Consider the following 17,619-nt stretch of genomic DNA (forward strand, 5'->3'; position numbering starts at 1 on the left):
GGGCCCGCGACATGGGCGCCGGCATCGCCAGCCATTGCATCGAACGTCTCACCTGGGACGAGGTCGCGCGGCGAATTGCGGCCAAGCGGCCGGCGATCCTGCCGATCGGCGGCGCCGCCAAGCAGCACGGTTTCCATTTGCCGCTGAACACCGACCGCCTGCAGGCCGAATGGTTTGCGGCGCATCTCGCCGAACGCATCGACGCGCTGATCTGGCCGACCGTCACCTACGGCCACTACCCCGCTTTCGTCGAATATGCAGGGAGCGCCAGCCTGTCGGCAGCAACGTTCGAAGCCTTGGTGCATGAGATCGCCGCCGGCATCCTCGACGGCGGCATCAGCACATTGTTCGTGCTCAACACGGGAATCAGCACGCTGGCTCCGGTCGAACGCGCGCTGGCCGGCTTCGAGCCGACCCGGGTGAGGCATCTGCGGCTCTACCAGGGCCCGCGCTTCCGCCGCACCGCCGAGCAGATCTCCGAGCAACGCCATGGCAGCCATGCCGACGAGTTGGAGACGTCCCTGATGCTGGCGCTGGCACCGGACGTGGTCGATCCGGACCGCGCCGAAGCGAGCCCCGCCCTGCAGCGCGAGGTGCCCGGCCGCCTGACGCCGTCGGACGGCACTTCGCCGAACTACAGCCGCTCCGGCAGTTACGGCGATCCGACGCTGGCGACGTCAGCCAAGGGCGAGGCGCTGCTCGCGGCCATTCTCGACGATCTCAGCGAACAAGTGACCGCGGCCCTTGGCGAGAACGCCATGCCGCAGTGGCGCGGCACGCCGCTATGAAGAGCATCCCGACATATCGCGTGATCGCCGCCGCGATGCTGGTCGCGGCGATCCTGATCGGCATCGCATCATGCCACGTCAGAGCGCAGTCCGAGTTCATGCGCGGCGAAGGCATGCCCTACGACGCCTTCGACCGGCTGCCCAAAACCGATCTCGAGGTCGCCGGCGCCACCATTCATGTCGGGTTCGCCCCCGGCGAGATGGCGCTGCCGAAGGACAGGATATTCGACTGGATCAAGACGTCGGCCCGCGCTGTCTCGATCTACTACGGCCGGTTTCCCGTCAGCTCGTTGCGGCTCTTGATCGTACCGGTCGACGGTTCGCGGGTTCGCGGCGGCACCACATGGGGCTATCGCGGCGCGGCGATCCGGCTGCCGATCGGCCGCGACGCGGGCGCGGGCGATCTCAAGCGCGACTGGGTGATTGTGCACGAGATGGTGCACACCGCCCTGCCCGATCTCGACGACCGCTATGCCTGGCTGTCGGAAGGGCTCGCGGTCTATGTCGAGCCGGTGGCGCGCGTGCAGGCCGGCGATCTCGCGGCGCGGGACATCTGGCTGGCGATGCTGCGCGACATGCCCAAGGGCCTGCCAGAGGCCGGCGACGAGGGCCTCGACCATACCGACACCTGGGGCCGGAAATACTGGGGCGGCGCGATGTTCTGCCTGTTCGCCGACGTCGAGATCCGCAAACGCACCGGCAACAAGCTCGGCCTGCAGGATGCCATGCGCGGCGTGCTCGCCGCCGGTGGCAACCACGAAAAGGACTGGCCGATCGCGCGCGTGCTCTCGACCGCCGACAAGGCGGTCGGCGTCGACGCGCTGACGCAGCTGCACGGCGAATGGGGATCGAAACCCGTGACGCCCGATCTCGCCGCGCTGTGGCGCGACCTCGGCGTCGGGCTCCAGGGCGACAGCGTCGAATTCGACGACAGCGCGCCGCTGGCCGATATCCGCAAGGCGATCACCGCAGCGCGCGCGCGCTGAAGCGCGCTTTTCTGAGCATGATCTCCGCGCAAACGCTTTGCGTTGGTCGCGAGGGAAAAGCCGCTTCGCACTTTTCCGGATCATGCTGCAGCGCCGCGCTTCGCGGCGGCGCACAGCCCCACTGCGCTGGATTTTGCCGGCGCGATATCGGACTATCGGGAAATCGCCACAATCCTCACGGGAGACCGATGGCCGACGTTCATCAGACACGCGCCAACTGGCCGATCTTCCGTTCGCTCAGCGCATTCCGGCCGGGCGACCTGCCGGGCGATCTGATCGCCGGGCTGACGCTCGCCGCGATCGCGATCCCGGAGCAGATGGCGACCGCCCGGCTCGGCGGCTTCTCGCCGCAGATCGGCTTCTTCGCCTTCATGGCCGGCTCGCTCGGCTTTGCGATGTTCGGCGCCAACCGCTTCCTGTCCTGCGGCGCCGATTCCACGATTACGCCGATCTTCGCGGCCGGCCTGGCGCTGATGGCAACCGCTGGTACGCCGGACTATCAGTCGCTGGCGATGGCCCTGGCGCTGATGGTCGGCGCGATCATGATCGCCGGCGGGATGTTCAAGCTCGGCTGGATCGCCAATCTGCTGTCGACGCCGGTCACAGTCGGCTTCCTCGCCGGCATCTCCGTCCACATCCTGGTCTCGCAATTGCCCGGCGTGCTTGGCCTCACCACGCCGGACGGGCCGACGCTCTACAAGCTCGGGGTCCTCACTGAGAAGAGCGGCCAGACCAATGCCTACACGCTGGCGATCGGTCTCGGCGTGCTGGCGCTGGTTGCCGGATCGGAGAAGATCAGCGCGCGAATTCCGGGCGCACTGATCGGCCTTGTCGTGGCCACCATCGCCGTGATCGTCGGCCATCTCGAGAGCAAAGGCGTCAAGGTGGTCGGCACCGTGCCCGGCTCGCTGCCAACGCCATCGCTTCCAGACATCGCGCCGGAGCGGTGGATCAAATTGCTGTCGCTGGCGATCCTGATCGCCATCGTCGTCATGGTGCAGACCGCGGCAACGACGCGCTCGTTTCTGTCAGATCCGGACAAGCCGGCCGACGTCGATCGCGACTTCCTCGGCGCCGGCGCCGGCAGCCTGCTCGCCGGCCTGTTCGGCGCCTTCCCCGTCAACGCCAGCCCGCCGCGCACCGGCATCGTGTCGGAGACCGGCGGGCGCACACAGGTCTCGGGTCTGTTTGCCGCCGCCATCGTGCTCGCCCTGCTGGCGTTCGGTGCGACGCTGCTGCAGCACGTGCCCGATGCAGCACTCGGCGGCGTCCTGCTGTTCGTGGCGCTGCGCATCATCCGCGTGAAGCAGATCGTCGCGATCTATCGCCAGTCGTTCTACGAATTCCTGCTGGTGGTGGCGACGGCCGCCGCGATCATCGTGCTGCCGATCGAGCAAGGCGTCGCGGTCGGCATCGCGCTGTCGCTGCTGCACGGCATCTGGACCACGACGCGGGGTCAGCTGGTGGAATTCGTCCACGTGCCAGGCACCACGATCTGGTGGCCGGCGGGGCCGCACGTCACCGGCGAGCGCAAGCCCGGCATCGCGGTGGTCGGCCTGCAGGCCCCGTTGTCGTTCCTCAACGCGGAAAGCTTCAGCAGCGGCGTGCTCAAGACCATCGGCGGACCGCCGCCGAAGCCGAGGCTGCTGGTGATCGAGGCCAGCGGCATGGTCGAGATCGACTTCACGGCGGCGCAGGCGCTGCGCGACCTGTTTCGCGAATGCCGCGATGACGGCGTGACGGTGGCGGTGGCGCGGCTCGAATCCGCCCGCGCCCAGGACGCATTCGAGCGCTTCGATCTCTACGCCGTGCTGCAACGGGACCACGTCTTCCACAGCGTCGATGAAGCGGTGCGGGCGCTGGGCGGGCAGATCTAGATATCGATGGGATCAGGAGCTGCGTAGCCCGGATGAAGCGCAGCGTGATCCGGGGTCCTCTCGCACGTCGATGAATAGCCCCGGATTTCGCTTACGCTTCATCCGGCTACGGGGACCGAAGCGAGTGCGCCTGCGCGATTTCGGAATATTGGAAAAATACCCGTGAGTTGCCCGACGTGTCAAGTAGCCTGGTCGAACGCAGGCCACCGCCGGCTACTTTGCATGGGGTTGTTTTCGATTTTTTTGGCAACGCGTCGCGAGACCGATCGAGCCCGATTTCGAACAGTTCGGGTCAAGCGACTCACGCCTGCTCGCCCTCCAGCGTCGGATGCTCCTTGAGCACCTCCGCCTTGATCGAGCCCGCGTGGATGGCGCGGAACAGCGCCCGCCCCGTCTTGATGTTGTTGGCCTTCATGCAGAGACCGACGATCTCGCGCACGGCGGAATCCCGCACCAGCTGGTCGGAGATCTTCATCGCGGTCTCCATCGCGACCTTTGCGGCGCGCTCGTAGCGGTCGCGCTCGATCTGCTGCTGCTTCGGCGAACGCTTGCCGGGCGAGCCGACCGCCTCGGCGCAGCCGGCCGCATCGCGGCAGATCGCACGGATCCGCTGCGCGGCCTCGATATCCCCGAGCGGCTGCTCCACGGGATCGTCCCAGATATCCTTCCGCTTGGCCTTGTTGAACAACCACATCGCAACGTCCCGTGGACGGAAGATCCGGTTGGTTATACGGCAGGAACGATCTTGCCGGGATTGAAAATGTTCTGCGGATCGAGCGCCTGCTTCAGCGCCCGCATCGCGTCGAGCGCCTCCACCCCGAGCTCGGCCTTCAGATATTTCTGCTTGCCCTGGCCGATGCCGTGTTCGCCGGTGCAGGTGCCGCCCATCGCCTGCGCCCGTTCGACGAGGCGGTGCATGAACTCCTCGCCGCGCGCCATCTCGTCGTTGTTGTTGACGTCGCAGACCAGCGAGCAGTGGAAATTGCCGTCGCCGACATGGCCGACGATCGGCGACAGCAGATTGAGCCGCTTCAGATCGTCCTCGGTCTCGGTGACGCAGTCGGCAAGCCGCGAGATCGGCACGCAGACGTCGGTTGCGACCACGCCGATGCTGTCGCCCGGACGAATCGCCTTCACCGACCAATAGGCATCGTGCCGGGCCTGCCACAGCTTGGTGCGGTCCTCGGGCTTGGTGGTCCAGGTGAACTCGCCGCCGCCGCACTCGGCGGCGATGTCGCGGAAATTCTTCGACTGCTCGGCGACCTCGACCTCGCTGCCGTGGAATTCCAGCAGCAGCAGCGGCGTCTCCGGCAGCGACAGCTTCGAATAATTGTTGCAGGCCTTCACCTGCGCGGCATTGAGCAGCTCGATCCGCGCCACCGGAATGCCGGTCTGGATCGCCAGGATGGTGGCCTGGCAGGCACCGCGCACCGTCTCGAACGAGCAGGCGGCGGCCGCGATCGTATCGGGAATGCCGCGCAGGCGGATGGTGAGCTCGGAGATGATACCGAGCGTCCCTTCGGCGCCGACGAACAGATGCGTCAGGTCGTAACCGGCCGACGACTTCTTGGCCCGGGTGCCGGTCGTGATGATCTCGCCGTCGCCGCGCACCACCTTCAGCGCCAGTACGTTCTCGCGCATGGTGCCGTAGCGCACCGCGTTGGTGCCGGAGGCGCGGGTCGAGGTCATGCCGCCGAGCGAGGCATCGGCGCCGGGATCGATCGGGAAGAACAGGCCCTGGTCGCGCAGATGCTCGTTCAGCGCCTTGCGGGTCACGCCGGGCTGGATCACGCAGTCGAGGTCTTCGGCGTGCACCGCGAGCACCTTGTTCATGTCGCGCAGGTCGATGCAGACGCCGCCTGCCGGCGCGTTGACCTGGCCCTCCAGCGAAGTTCCGGTGCCGAAGGCGATGACAGGCACGCGGTTTGCGGCACAGATCCGCACCACGTCCTGGATGTCGGCGGTTTCCTGCGCCATCACCACCGCGTCCGGCGGCTGGTTCGGCAGCCATGTGGTGGTATGGGCGTGCTGTTCGCGCACGGCTAAAGACGTCACGAGCCGGTTGCCGAACCGCGCCGCCAGCGCGTCGATCGCGCGCTTCAGGGCCTCCGGCTCAGGTCGCGTCACATTGCTCGAAATCGTTGTCGCCACGTCAATTTTCCTCCCGGCTTTAGCCGACCGTGGCAAAGCTTGTATAAGGGGTCAAGAGAGCCTGACTTGAAAAAGTGGTCGCGGGAGTCACAGAAAAGTTCATGCTCGCATGCCAACGAACCGGGGATAGAAGATGACGTCAGAGACTGCCACGAGCGAGATGCCGCTTCCGTCAGCCCCGTTCAAATCGTCCGTGATGCAGATCGACCCGCAATGGATCGACTATAACGGCCATCTCAACATGGCCTACTACAATGTGATGTTCGACCGCGCCATCGACGAGATGTGGCTGCAGCTCGGCATCGGGCCGGCCTACATGAAGGCGCGGCACTGCTCGACCTTCACCGCCGAATGCCACGTCCGCTACTTGCGGGAGATTCATCTCGGCGATCCCGTGCAGGTCTCGGTCTTCCTGCTCGGCGCCGACGAGAAGCGGCTGCACACGTTCGAGGAGCTGCGCCACGCCACCGAGGGCTGGCTTTCCGCGACCTCGGAGAACCTCACGCTGCACATCGACATGGAGGCGCGCAAGGTGGCGCCGTTTCCGCCTGATATTCGCGCCCGCACTCAGAAGATCGTGGATAGCTATGCGGGCGTGCCGCGGCCCGAGGGCATCGGCCGCAACGTGGCGATGCCCTCGAAGAGATAGCCAGCCCTGCGCCGGGCCCAGCCCTTCGCTAGACCCTCGTGCGACCGCGCGCCAATCCGACCACCGCCGACACCAGGAACAGGATGATGGCGATGAAGAAGATCGCCTTGGCGATTTCGATCGAGGCGCCGGCGATACCGCCGAAGCCCAGAATGCCCGCGATCAGGGCGATGACCAGGAATGTGACGACCCAGCTCAACATGATCAAACCTCCGCTTGTATCCTTGTGCGTTTCCTGGCGCGGGCATCTGCCCGGCGTCGCAGCTGTTGAAACAATCCTGCGGGGAAACGCTGGTTCCTGAGCGCGAAACCGCGAAATTTTCGCCGACTTCAGGAACCAGGCCGGGTGTGCGCTGCTGCCAAAACCGTTCCAAACGGCCGCGATAAAACCTGTCAAAACGGCCGATCAGGCCCTATATGCCCCTCAATCCCTGTTAAGAAGGCTCCCCTTCACCGTCCCACGGTGCCATCGTGGGGCCGAGACGATTCGCCAATGACCGAGCCGAGCAAACTGCCCCATCACGGCGTTCCCGAGCACCAGCCGGTGGCTGGCGGCATCGCCGCGCGTGCGCGGGCGGCGGCCGGCGCTCCGCAATATCTCAACGGCCTCAATCCGGAGCAGCGTGAGGCGGTCGAGACGCTCGATGGCCCCGTATTGGTGCTGGCCGGCGCCGGCACCGGCAAGACCCGCGTCTTGACCACGCGCATCGCGCATATCCTGAGCCAGGGCCGCGCGCGGCCGCAGGAAATCCTGTCGGTGACCTTCACCAACAAGGCCGCGCGCGAAATGAAGCTGCGGCTCGGCCAGATGCTGGGCCAGGCGGTCGAGGGCATGCCGTGGCTCGGCACTTTCCACTCGATCGGCGGCCGCATCCTGCGCATCCATGCCGAGCTGGTGCAGCTCAAATCCAACTTCACGGTGCTCGACGTCGACGACCAGGTACGACTGCTGAAGCAGTTGCTGCAGGCCGAGAACATCGACGACAAGCGCTGGCCGGCGCGGATGCTGGCCGGCCTGATCGACAGCTGGAAGAACCGCGGGCTGTCACCGTCGCAGGTGCCGGCGGGCGAAGCCGCCTCGTTCGGCAACGGCAAGGGCGGCAAGATCTACGCGACCTATCAGGAGCGGCTGAAGATCCTCAACGCCGCCGATTTCGGCGACCTCCTGCTCGAGAACATCAGGCTGTTCCGCGAGAACCCCGACGTGCTGCGGCAGTATCAAAGCCGCTTCAAGTTCATCCTGGTCGACGAATATCAGGACACCAACGTCGCGCAATATCTGTGGCTGCGCCTGCTGTCGCAGGCGCCGTCGCGGCCAGGGCGATCGCTCGCCGACATCATTCCGGGCGACATTACCTCTCCCGTCATTCCGGGGCATGCCGAAGGCATGAACCCGGAATCCAGAGGTCATGAGGACTCATCTCGAGATTCCGGGTCTGCGCCCGCAGCGCATGCTGGAATGACGGAGAGTGCTCCGCTCAAAAACATCTGCTGCGTCGGCGACGACGATCAGTCGATCTATGGCTGGCGCGGCGCCGAGGTCGACAACATCCTGCGCTTCGACCACGATTTCCCCGGCGCCAAGGTGATCCGCCTCGAGCGCAATTACCGCTCCACCGGCCACATCCTGGCCGCGGCCTCGCATCTGATCGCGCACAATGAAGGCCGGCTCGGCAAGACGCTGCGCACCGAGGATGTCGACGGCGAGAAGGTCACCGTCACCGGCTCCTGGGATTCGGAGGAGGAGGCGCGCGCGATCGGCGAGGAGCTCGAGGAGCTGCAGCGCTCGGGAGAAAACCTCAACAACGTCGCGATCTTGGTCCGCGCCTCGTTCCAGATGCGCGAGTTCGAAGACCGCTTCGTCACGCTCGGCCTACCCTACCGCGTAATCGGCGGCCCCAGATTCTACGAGCGCGCCGAAATCCGCGATGCGCTGGCGTATCTGCGCACCATCAATTCGCCGGCCGACGATCTCGCCTTCGAGCGCATCGTCAACGTGCCCAAGCGGGGACTCGGCGATGCCACCGTGCAGCTGCTGCACGACCACGCCCGCAAACGCCGCATTCCGCTGTTCGAGGCGGCGCGCGCCGTGGTCGAGACCGACGAGCTGAAGCCGAAGGCGCGCGGGTCGCTGCGCGATCTCGTGATGCAGTTCGACCGCTGGCGCGCCCAGCGCGAGGTCACCTCGCACACCGAGCTCGCCGAGATCGTGCTCGACGAGAGCGGCTATACCGAGATGTGGCAGAAGGACCGCTCGGCGGACGCCGCGGGCCGGCTCGACAACCTCAAGGAGCTGGTGCGTTCGATGGAGGAATTCGAGAACCTGCAAGGGTTTCTCGAACATATCTCGCTGGTGATGGACCGCGACGGCGACGCCGGCGACGAAGCCGTGTCGCTGATGACGCTGCATTCGGCCAAGGGCCTCGAATTCGACAACGTGTTCCTGCCGGGCTGGGAGGAAGGCCTGTTCCCGAGCCAGCGCACGCTGGACGAACAGGGCCGCGCCGGACTCGAGGAGGAGCGCCGCCTCGCCCATGTCGGGCTGACCCGCGCCCGCCGCCGCGCAAAAATCTATTTCGCGACCAACCGCCGCATCCATGGCACCTGGTCGACCACGATCCCGTCGCGCTTCCTCGACGAGCTGCCGGCGCACAATGTCGAGATCACCGAATCCAAGGGCGGATCCGGCTGGGGCGGCAGCGGCGGCTATGGCGCCTCGCGCTTCGACAATCTCGAATCATTCGGCTCGAGCTATTCGACCCCGGGCTGGCAGCGCGCCCAGGCCAACCGCAACCGCGGTGGTGGGGGACGCAGCGGCGGCTTCGAGGAGCGGCAATCGTCATTTTCAGGTTCGCGCAGCGATACCTCCTCCGACAGCTTCAGCCGCAGCAAGCGCGGCCCCATGGTGATCGAGGGCGAGCTGGTGGCGAAGTCCACCGGCACGACGTCGGAATTTTCGCTGGATGATCGGGTGTTTCACCAGAAATTCGGTTACGGCCATGTCGTAAAGATCGACGGCAACAAGCTGACCATCGCCTTCGAAAAGGCCGGCGAGAAGAAGGTGGTCGACAGCTTTGTGGAACGGGCGTGACATAGCGGTTTTCCTTGGCGGCCTTGCGTGGCGGCTTGCCTTGGCCGCCTTCTCTGTTCGTAGCCCTTGACCATCGCTGATTTCACGGGTTGAGATGGCCCCATGGTTCGGGGTGGGTTTTTCCTTTTTGTCATCGCGCTCACTGCGCCGTCGCTGGCGGTCGCGGAGACGATCAGCTTTGGCGATTCCGCAGCGCAGCTCGCAAAGGCTTGCGGCGCCGACATCACCGCCAATTGCCGCGGCGTCAATCTCGACTCCAACCGCCTCAAGGAGTGCCTGTCGCGCAACCGCGACGTGATCTCGCCGCAGTGCAAGGAGAGCTACTTCTCCACCCTCGATGCGATCCAGAAGCGAATCGCGGCGCGCGTGACCGTCGCCAACGTATGCACCCGCGAGATCGTCAAGGTCTGTGGCGGCTCGACCAAGGAGACCAGCAAATCGGTGCCCTGCCTCGTCACCGCCAAGGGCCTCAGCCGCAATTGCGCCCAGGCGATCAATGACGCGGGGTATCAATGATGCGCCTGACGACGCGAGGCTTGCGCGATCCTGGCTTTCTGGGCGTGCTCGGCACGCTGGTCTTGCTGGCGATGCCGCTCACCGCTGCACAGGCGCAAACCGCCATCACGCGCGACGACGTCATCGCCAAGCTCAATCACTACGAGACGGATGCCACGATCGATGTCCCCGCCTTGCGCCAGCAGGTGCTGGAGCGATCGCGGTCGCGATCGAAGAACGAGCCGCCGCCGCAGAAGCGGCCGCCGATCGCCCCCGACCTGACCAACCTGCCGACCTTCAATGCCGACATCCAGTTTGACGTCGACACGCCGATCGTGCTGCCCGACTCCTACCAGTCCGTGGGGCGCATCGCCGATGCGCTGACGCACTCTTCGCTGCTGCCCTACACCTTCCTGATCGTCGGTCACATCGAATCGACCGGACGGCGCGAGAACAACGTGCTGCTGAGCCAGCGGCGTGCCGATGCGATCCGCGACATCCTGGTCAACACCTTCAAGATCACGGCGAAGCGCCTGCAGTCGGTCGGGCTCGGCGAAGAGCAATTGCTCGACCCCGCCCGCCCTAACGCGCCGGTCAACAACCAGGTGCAGATCATGCTGGTCGGCAAGGTCGCCGATACCGCGCCGCCCGCGCACCCCGCCCCGGCGGCGGCCGGCAAGAAGCCCGCGAAACCGCCCAAGCGGCATTAGCGCGGCCTATCCGCCACACCGCAGAACGAATTTTCTGCCCCGGCGGGTGATTGCAGAACGGAATATGCGTCCCTATCTGCGCTGAACCCGCATCACGCCCCCGCGCGCCCGGGCCCAATCCGCGCGCCCCCTTCCCTCACGCTTCCGATCCTGCATGTCGCCGATCATTTCCGTATCCAATCTGTCAAAGACCTATGGCTCCGGTTTCAAGGCGCTGAAGGGCATCAATCTCGACATCGTCAAAGGCGAGATCTTCGCGCTGCTCGGGCCGAACGGCGCCGGCAAGACCACGCTGATCAGCATCATCTGCGGCATCGCCAATCCGAGCGAGGGCCGCATTTCGATCGGCGGACACGACATCATCGCCGATTATCGCGCGGCGCGGTCGATGATCGGGCTGGTTCCGCAGGAACTGCACACCGACGCCTTCGAGTCGGTCTGGGCGACCGTCAGCTTCAGCCGCGGCCTGTTCGGCAAGCCGAAGAACCCCGACCATATCGAGAAGGTGCTGAGAGACCTTTCGCTGTGGGACAAGAAGGACAGCAAGATCATCACGCTGTCCGGCGGCATGAAACGCCGTGTGATGATCGCGAAAGCGCTGTCGCACGAGCCGCAGATCCTGTTCCTCGACGAGCCCACCGCCGGCGTCGACGTCGAATTGCGCAAGGGGATGTGGGAGGTGGTCCGCACGCTGCAGGCGGCCGGCGTCACCATCATCCTGACCACGCATTACATCGAGGAAGCCGAGGAGATGGCCGACCGCATCGGCGTCATCAACAAGGGCGAGATCATCCTGATCGAGGACAAGGCGACGTTGATGCAGAAGCTCGGCAAGAAGGAGCTGACGCTGCAATTACAGAACAAGCTCGATGCCATTCCGGCTGCGCTCGCGGCCTACAATCTTGAACTCTCCGACGACGGGCACGCGGTGACCTACGACTACGACACCAAGGGCGATCGCACCGGCATCACCAGCCTGCTCAACGATCTGCGCAATGCCGGCGTCCGGATCTCCGATCTCGATACCAGGCAGAGCTCCCTCGAAGACATCTTCGTCAGCCTCGTGAGGGCGCCATGAACTACCGCGCAATCCGGGCGATCTACCTGTTCGAAATGGCGCGCACCTGGCGCACGCTGCTGCAGAGCATCGTCTCGCCGGTAGTCTCGACCTCGCTGTATTTCGTGGTGTTCGGCGCTGCGATCGGCTCGCGCATCACCGAGGTTGAGGGCGTCAGCTACGGCACCTTCATCGTGCCGGGGCTCGTGATGCTGTCGGTGCTGACCCAGAGCATCTCGAACGCCTCGTTCGGCATCTACTTCCCGAAATTCGCCGGCACGATCTACGAGATCCTGTCGGCGCCGATCTCTTATTTCGAGATCGTCATCGGCTATGTCGGCGCGGCCGCCACCAAGTCGATCATCCTCGGCCTGATCATCCTGGCGACCGCCGGACTTTTCGTACCCCTGCATATCCAGCATCCGGTCTGGATGCTGACCTTCCTGGTGCTGACGGCCGTCACCTTCAGCCTGTTCGGCTTCATCATCGGCATCTGGGCCGACGGCTTCGAGAAGCTGCAAATGATCCCGATGCTGGTGGTGACGCCGCTCACCTTCCTCGGCGGCAGCTTCTACTCGGTGAACATGCTGCCGTCGGGCTGGCGCACCCTCACGCTGTTCAATCCGGTGGTCTATCTGATCTCCGGCTTTCGCTGGAGCTTCTATGAGATCGCCGATGTCAGCGTCGGGCTCAGCCTCGGCATGACTGCGGGCTTCCTGATCGCCTGCATGGTGATCGTGGCGTGGATCTTCCGGACCGGCTACCGGCTGAAGAACTGACATTTGTAGGCCGGATGAAGCGCAGCGAAATCCGGGCTACAGGTTCTTCAACGATCAGTAGCAATGGAAATGGCCGTGGCGGTAATAGCCGCGGCAGCGGTGGCCACGGCGGTAGCCGCGATCCGGGATACCGAACACGCCCTTGACCGCGCCCATGGCGCCGCCGACGCCGGCACCGACGGCTCCGCCGACCACGCCGCCGATCGGACCGGCGGCCCGATTACCCTCATAGGCGCCCTCATGCGCGCCGCGGACGATGCCCTGGGCATGGCCGGCACGGGGGACCGTCACCAGTGCCAAAGCGAGGGCTGCGGCCGCAAGCAGGAGCCGCGCGGAAAGGCCGGCTGGGACGACGGCCGCGGTCTTAACCTTGGTGTTGTTCATCTTGGTTCCTTGATGCGCGGCGCGAATGCGCCGCCGGGGCGGGATTGTGAAACGCCCATGCGGCCAAATGGTTGCGTAGCGGTGACCGACCGGGGCCGTTGTCGCGGCCCGCTCGCGAAAATGTCAGCCCGCCGTGACAGGAGAGCCCGGCTTCGGCCTTGTTTGCGCCGCGTGCGGGATTAACGATGCACGGGGTCCGCGACTGGAACCAAACTCGGATTCCGTGCATATTGGTTGCGGGGACGGAGAGCCGCTACTGCGATCGGGCCTGGAGGCCAAAGGTAAAATGCGTTCGTTCCTCATTGCGTTCACTTCCGTGATGCTTTTCACGGCCGGCGCCGCGCAGGCCAAGGTCGATATCACCATCGACAAGGACAACCAGCAGATGACCGTCGCGGTCGACGGCGTCGCTCGCTATCACTGGCCGGTCTCGAGCGGCATCCCCTCGCGCGAAACGCCGAACGGCACCTTCCGCGCCTTCCGCATGGAAGAGGATCATTACTCCAAGGAATTCGACGACGCGCCGATGCCGCACTCGATCTTCTTCACCAAGATCGGGCACGCGATCCACGGCACCGACTCGGTCGGCCGCCTCGGCACGCCGGCCTCGCATGGCTGCGTGCGGCTGTCGCGCGACAACGCATCGACGCTCTACGCGCTGGTCCAGAAGGAAGGCGTGCTCAACACCACGGTGACGCTCACCGGCTCGGCGCAGGTCGCGTTGGCACGCAATCCGCGTGGGCGCAACGGCACCGCCGTCGCCCGCCGCGCGCCGCAGCAGGACGAGCAGTACGGCACCGCCGCCGCCGGCGACCCTGTCGTCCTGACACCGCAGCCGCGCGAATATCCGGCGGCACAGGCCCGCGTCGACGACGGCTACATCTATCCGGCCGACGGCAGCTCGACCGCGCAGCGCTACCCGGCGCCGCCGTCAAGCCGCCGCGTCTACGACGCGCAGGCCTATGGCCAGCAACAGTACTACGGCAACCAGGGCTACGCGGCGGCGCCGCAAGGCTACTATCAGCCGCGCTCCTACTACCAGCAGCAGCAACGCGGCTTCTACGGCAACAACTATCAGGACTGAATAGCCTGGTCCGCTGACGGCGCCGCAGGCAGCGCCGTCAGTTCACGCTCCCCTCACCCGCTTGTGACCGCCGCAAAAGGCCCGCGTCGTGGTCCGCCGCGACCCGTTGTCGCGCTGTCATCTGATTGTAAAATTACCCCGATATTCGGCGGCAAGAGCGCCCGCCTTGGCCCCCTGGAGGCCGATTCACGCGGAATGCCCCATGAAGCCAGGGCGAAGCGCGGGTCGCGTAGGCAATATCAGAGGTCGACATGAAACGGGGCATCATTGTCCTTTGCCTGTGCATCGTGGCGATGGCCGGCTATTTCACGACGGACAGATGGGCCATCCGTCGCACGACGCTGACGTTCCACGACGTTCTGCGCGACGATCGCAACGTCACGGTCGAGGTCGCGGTCCGGCGCGACCGGCAAATGCAGGCGATGGCCGAGATGATCGAGCTGCCGGTCGCGATCCTGAGCCACGGCAACACCGTCAGGAACACTGAGTACTCGTTCCTCACCAACGTGTTCGCATCACGCGGCTATCTCGTGATCAGCATTCAGCATGATCTCGACAGCGATGCGCCGATGGTGACCAAGGTCGGCGAGGAATATGTCGGCCGCCGCATGCAATATAATCGCGGCGTCTTCAACATCATGTATGCGATCGACGAGCTGAAGAAGCTCTATCCGAACGCAAACTATCGCCAGCTGACGCTGATCGGTCATTCCAACGGCGGCGATATCTCGATGTATTTCGCCAAGCAGCACCCCGACCTCGTCAAGAAGGTCGTGACGCTGGACAATCTGCGCGTCCCCTTCATCACCGACAGCAAGATCAAGATCCTGTCGTTCCGCTCCAGGGACCCGGTGTTCAAGGCCGATCCGGGCGTCGTGCCTGACGACGAAACCTGCGCCAGGCTCGGCATCAAGGTGGTCAGGACCGAATTCCACCACAACGACCTCAGCGACCGCGGCCCCGACAGCGCGAAATCGTCGATCCAGGCCGGCGTGGAGCAATTCCTCGACGAGGACGCCGACGAGACCTCGCCGACGATGCCGCTGCTCGCTGCTTCGACACCCGCCTCCGCGACGACAGCACCGGAGAAGAAATAGCTATCGCGCAGACGGCGACTGGCTGATCATGTAGCCACCGGCCAGCGCCGACTGCGCGCCACCGAGGATCATCGCCCATTGCGCGCCGTAGTGACGCCGGCGCCTGACGACGATCGAACCTACTGCTCGCCGTCGCGCAGGCGCCGGTAGACTGCGCCCAGCACATTCGAATAGTCGTCGGTCCAGACCCGCTGCTTCTCGTTGGCGTCGGTCTCAGTCCAGACGTCCGACGATGCAAGCTTGCCGACATCGGCGTCCTCGCGCGCGGAGACCACGACCGAGGTCGAGAAGATGTACTCGTTGTCGCGCCCGGAATCCTCGCTATAGACCCAGCTCTTCATGTCGTTGGCGTCCGCAATGCCGACCACGACGCTGGCAAGTTCGAGATGCCGGTTGGAGACGTGCATCACGACCGCGCCCTGCGGCGCCAGCTTCTCCTTGTAGATCGCCATCGCCTGCTCGGTCGCGAGATGGATCGGGATCGCGTCCGACGAATAGGCGTCGACGATGATGAGATCGTAGACGCCGTCCGGCTCCTTGGCGAAGGTCAGCCGCGCATCGCCGATCACAGGCTTCAGATTCGGCTCGCAGCTCTGGATGTAGGTGAAGTATTTCGGGTCGCGCGCGGTATCGACCATCGACTGGTCGATCTCGAAGAAGCGCCAGTCCTCGCCGGGGAGCGATGAACAAGTCAGCGTCCCCGAGCCAAGCCCGATGACAGCCACCTTCAGCGGCGCGCCCTTGCGCTCGCGGATTGCGGTGATCGCCCGCCCGATGCCGCCGTCCTTGTGATAGTAACTGATCGGTTCCGGCTTTCCGGTGACCGGCGTGCCGTCGTCGTTCTTGAACTTCTCGGCGCCGTGGATCGTGGTCCCGTGCATCAGCACGTGGTACTGCCCGTTCGGCGTCACCACGATCTTGTGCACGCCGAAGAAGCTGCGCACGGTCTCGACGCGGCCGTCGTCCGATGGATAGGCGCGCAGCACCACCAGCGCGACCACGACGGTGGCGAAGATTTTCCAGCGATTGGCATTCAGTGCGAGCGCGAGCAGCGCTGAAAGCACACCGACTGCGCCGATCACCCACACCCGGTGGTCATCGAACCAGTTGAAGATGTCGCCGGCCGAATAGCTCGGCGCGATCAGCGCCACCGCCAGCATCGCAAGGAACGGCCAGTACCAGGCGCTCCAGCGCGGCAGCCGCTCCGCGCCGCCGGGCGGACGGCACAGCGCCGCGAGCGCCAGCAGGATCGGATATTCGGCGATCCACGAGAAGGTGAACGGCGCGATCAGCCCCGCGAACAGGCCGCCGACCATGCCGCCGAACGACAGCGCGACGTAGAAGCCGGTGAGGTATTTCGCCGCGGGACGGGTGCGCGCGAGTTCGCCATGGCAGGCCATCGCGATGACGAAGAAGCAGAGCTGATGGCCGCCGAGCGTGAGCAGCAGGTTCTGCTCGCCGCCGACCGCGAGCAGGATCACGACGCCGGCAATCGCCAGCGGCTGTGCCAGCAGCATCCATTTGTGCGGCAGCAGTGGCCGCGACTGGAACACCAGCACCCAGGTCAGCAGATACAGCGACAGCGGCAGCACCCAGAGCAAGGGCGCGGCCGCGACGTCGGTCGAGATGTGCGCCGTCACCGCGATCAAGAGGCCCGACGGCACGGCGGCCAGGAAGATCCAGCGCGCCCGCCGCGGCCAGGACGGCGGCGGCGCATTTACATCATCACCTTGCGTGTCGCGCGCCGCGGCATGGGCCGGCGACCGCAACAGCAGCGCGCCGCAAGCCGCGATCAGGACGATCAGCAGGCCATAGCCGCCGGTCCAGATCAGGTTCTGGGTGCGCAACGTGAACATCGGCTCGAGCAGCACCGGATAGGACAATAGCGCCAGGAAGCTGCCGATGTTCGAGGACGCATAGAGAAAATACGGGTCGGGGCCGTTGGGGTGGCCGGTGCGCACGAACCAGGCCTGCAGCAGCGGATTGTTGGCGGCGAGCGCGAAGAACGGCAGGCCGATCGAGACCGCGAACAAGCCGAGCAGCCAGACCGCGTAGCCCGAGGTCGGCGGCTCGCCCCAGCCGCTTTTGATCGAGAGCGGCAGTGTCAGTAGCGCGATGACGAGCAGCACCAGATGCACCACGATCGGCACAATGCGACTGTTCAGCTTCATCAGGAGATGCGCGTAGGCGTAGCCGCCGAGCAGCAGCGACTGGAAGAACACCATCGCCACCGACCACACCGCCGGCGAGCCGCCGAGCCGCGGCAGCACCATCTTGGTGAACAACGGCTGAACCGAGAACAGCAACAGGGCGCTGACGAATATCGCTGCGGTGTAGACAACCAGCACCAGCCGGTTTCGCGAGGCGGACGGCTCAGACGACATGGATACTCCCGGTCACGATCCGGCAGATCAACACCGGGCACATGCATTGCATTGAATCATAGCGCCACGCAGCGGGCAACACGGCCA

16 protein-coding genes and 1 pseudogene are annotated in these 17,619 nt (G+C 65.3%); 11 read left to right on the top strand and 6 right to left on the bottom strand.

What is annotated here, in order from left to right; genetic code table 11:
* Positions 1 to 11 precede the first annotated feature (11 nt).
* The 3 genes from CO675_RS25260 to CO675_RS25270 all read left to right on the top strand — a co-directional run bounded on the left by CO675_RS25260 (position 12) and on the right by CO675_RS25270 (position 3,651).
* Positions 12 to 788, top strand: a complete 777-nt coding sequence (locus CO675_RS25260; RefSeq protein WP_097674548.1) for a creatininase family protein — start codon at positions 12 to 14, stop codon at positions 786 to 788.
* Positions 785 to 1,774: a gluzincin family metallopeptidase gene (locus tag CO675_RS25265; RefSeq protein WP_245452913.1), complete on the top strand. Its 990-nt coding sequence runs from the start codon at positions 785 to 787 to the stop codon at positions 1,772 to 1,774. Before CO675_RS25260 ends, CO675_RS25265 begins: the two co-directional genes overlap by 4 nt.
* A 188-nt stretch (positions 1,775 to 1,962) precedes the next feature.
* Positions 1,963 to 3,651, top strand: a complete 1,689-nt coding sequence (locus tag CO675_RS25270) for a SulP family inorganic anion transporter (protein WP_097674549.1) — start codon at positions 1,963 to 1,965, stop codon at positions 3,649 to 3,651.
* A gap of 301 nt (positions 3,652 to 3,952) precedes the next feature.
* Here the strand turns inward: CO675_RS25270 and CO675_RS25275 are convergent, their stop codons facing one another.
* Positions 3,953 to 4,345 (bottom strand): hypothetical protein, encoded by a 393-nt coding sequence (locus CO675_RS25275; protein ID WP_097674550.1) that lies wholly within the window; start codon positions 4,343 to 4,345, stop codon positions 3,953 to 3,955.
* A 32-nt stretch (positions 4,346 to 4,377) separates the two neighbouring features.
* A complete protein-coding gene (locus tag CO675_RS25280; protein WP_097674551.1) occupies positions 4,378 to 5,802 on the bottom strand; it encodes an FAD-binding oxidoreductase in 1,425 nt (474 codons plus the stop codon).
* A 160-nt stretch (positions 5,803 to 5,962) separates the two neighbouring features.
* On the opposite strand from CO675_RS25280, the gene CO675_RS25285 reads away from it, so the two are divergent.
* Complete coding sequence (locus tag CO675_RS25285; RefSeq protein ID WP_097674644.1) at positions 5,963 to 6,451, top strand: thioesterase family protein; 489 nt, start codon at positions 5,963 to 5,965, stop codon at positions 6,449 to 6,451.
* A gap of 28 nt (positions 6,452 to 6,479) precedes the next feature.
* Here CO675_RS25285 and CO675_RS25290 read toward each other — a convergent pair whose 3' ends face one another.
* Entirely contained in the window at positions 6,480 to 6,653 is a 174-nt protein-coding gene (locus tag CO675_RS25290; RefSeq protein WP_021077209.1) for a DUF1328 domain-containing protein, read from the bottom strand.
* Between the two features lie 291 nt (positions 6,654 to 6,944).
* On the opposite strand from CO675_RS25290, the gene CO675_RS25295 reads away from it, so the two are divergent.
* The 5 genes from CO675_RS25295 (at position 6,945) to CO675_RS25315 (ending at position 12,583) form a co-directional block, all read left to right on the top strand.
* Entirely contained in the window at positions 6,945 to 9,542 is a 2,598-nt protein-coding gene (locus CO675_RS25295; protein WP_097674552.1) for an ATP-dependent helicase, read from the top strand.
* Between the two features lie 102 nt (positions 9,543 to 9,644).
* Positions 9,645 to 10,058, top strand: a complete 414-nt coding sequence (locus CO675_RS25300) for a hypothetical protein (protein ID WP_097674553.1) — start codon at positions 9,645 to 9,647, stop codon at positions 10,056 to 10,058.
* Positions 10,055 to 10,747: an OmpA family protein gene (locus CO675_RS25305; protein ID WP_097674554.1), complete on the top strand. Its 693-nt coding sequence runs from the start codon at positions 10,055 to 10,057 to the stop codon at positions 10,745 to 10,747. Before CO675_RS25300 ends, CO675_RS25305 begins: the two co-directional genes overlap by 4 nt.
* Positions 10,748 to 10,901: 154 nt before the next feature.
* Positions 10,902 to 11,825, top strand: a complete 924-nt coding sequence (locus CO675_RS25310; RefSeq protein ID WP_097674555.1) for an ABC transporter ATP-binding protein — start codon at positions 10,902 to 10,904, stop codon at positions 11,823 to 11,825.
* Entirely contained in the window at positions 11,822 to 12,583 is a 762-nt protein-coding gene (locus CO675_RS25315) for an ABC transporter permease (RefSeq protein WP_097674556.1), read from the top strand. The genes CO675_RS25310 and CO675_RS25315 overlap by 4 nt, the downstream gene beginning before the upstream one ends.
* 54 nt (positions 12,584 to 12,637) lie before the next feature.
* Here CO675_RS25315 and CO675_RS25320 read toward each other — a convergent pair whose 3' ends face one another.
* A complete protein-coding gene (locus CO675_RS25320) occupies positions 12,638 to 12,967 on the bottom strand; it encodes a hypothetical protein (RefSeq protein WP_097674557.1) in 330 nt (109 codons plus the stop codon).
* Between the two features lie 286 nt (positions 12,968 to 13,253).
* On the opposite strand from CO675_RS25320, the gene CO675_RS25325 reads away from it, so the two are divergent.
* Both CO675_RS25325 and CO675_RS25330 read left to right on the top strand, forming a co-directional pair.
* Complete coding sequence (locus CO675_RS25325) at positions 13,254 to 14,051, top strand: L,D-transpeptidase (RefSeq protein ID WP_097674558.1); 798 nt, start codon at positions 13,254 to 13,256, stop codon at positions 14,049 to 14,051.
* A 251-nt stretch (positions 14,052 to 14,302) separates the two neighbouring features.
* Positions 14,303 to 15,148, top strand: a complete 846-nt coding sequence (locus CO675_RS25330; protein ID WP_245452914.1) for an alpha/beta fold hydrolase — start codon at positions 14,303 to 14,305, stop codon at positions 15,146 to 15,148.
* A gap of 15 nt (positions 15,149 to 15,163) precedes the next feature.
* Here CO675_RS25330 and CO675_RS41525 read toward each other — a convergent pair.
* Both CO675_RS41525 and CO675_RS25340 read right to left on the bottom strand, forming a co-directional pair.
* Positions 15,164 to 15,256, bottom strand: a pseudogene (locus tag CO675_RS41525) (DUF308 domain-containing protein); the annotation flags it as partial.
* Positions 15,257 to 15,267: 11 nt separating this feature from the next.
* Entirely contained in the window at positions 15,268 to 17,532 is a 2,265-nt protein-coding gene (locus tag CO675_RS25340; protein ID WP_097674560.1) for a fused MFS/spermidine synthase, read from the bottom strand.
* Between the last annotated feature and the right edge of the window lie 87 nt (positions 17,533 to 17,619).

The organism is Bradyrhizobium sp. C9, assembly GCF_002532045.1.
Lineage (GTDB): Bacteria > Pseudomonadota > Alphaproteobacteria > Rhizobiales > Xanthobacteraceae > Bradyrhizobium.